Origin of the sequence: Streptomyces marokkonensis, from assembly GCF_039539045.1 — a bacterium.
Lineage (GTDB): Bacteria > Actinomycetota > Actinomycetes > Streptomycetales > Streptomycetaceae > Streptomyces > Streptomyces marokkonensis.
Genome location: NZ_BAABCQ010000411.1, coordinates 1 through 692, shown reverse-complemented (window position 1 = coordinate 692; position 692 = coordinate 1). Strand labels below are relative to the sequence as shown.

The 692-nt window shown below is 66.6% G+C and carries 1 protein-coding gene; it reads right to left on the bottom strand.

The window, feature by feature from the left end; translation table 11 throughout:
- The coding region (locus tag ABEA26_RS36165) for an alpha-amylase family glycosyl hydrolase (RefSeq protein ID WP_345598333.1) at positions 1-692 on the bottom strand (692 nt) is incomplete at both ends.

Below are 692 nucleotides of genomic sequence, written 5' to 3'. Positions count from 1 at the left end.
TTGGAGGAGGGCAGTTCGGTGTAGGTGCCGAGGCCGAAGGCGGGGTTCTGCTTGCGGATCTCGATCATCCGGCGGGTCCAGTGCAGCAGGGACGAGGGCGAGGCCATGGACGCCTCGACGTTCGTGACCTGGTAGCCGTAGACCGGGTCCATGATCGTCGGCAGGAACAGCCGGCCCGGATCGGACGACGAGAAGCCCGCGTTGCGGTCCGGTGTCCACTGCATGGGTGTGCGCACCGCGTCGCGGTCGCCGAGCCAGATGTTGTCACCCATGCCGATCTCGTCGCCGTAGTACAGGATCGGCGAGCCGGGCAACGAGAGCAGCAGCGCGGTGAACAGTTCGATCTGGTTGCGGTCGTTGTCGAGGAGCGGGGCCAGACGCCGGCGGATGCCGATGTTGGCGCGCATGCGCGGGTCCTTGGCGTACTCCGCGTACATGTAGTCGCGCTCTTCGTCGGTGACCATTTCGAGCGTGAGCTCGTCGTGGTTGCGCAGGAAGATGCCCCACTGGCAGCCGGACGGGATGGCCGGTGTCTTGGCCAGGATCTCGGAGACCGGGTAACGGGACTCGCGGCGCACGGCCATGAAGATCCGCGGCATGACCGGGAAGTGGAACGCCATGTGGCACTCGTCGCCGCCGGCGGAGTAGTCGCCGAAGTAGTCGACGACGTCCTCGGGCCACTGGTTGGCCTC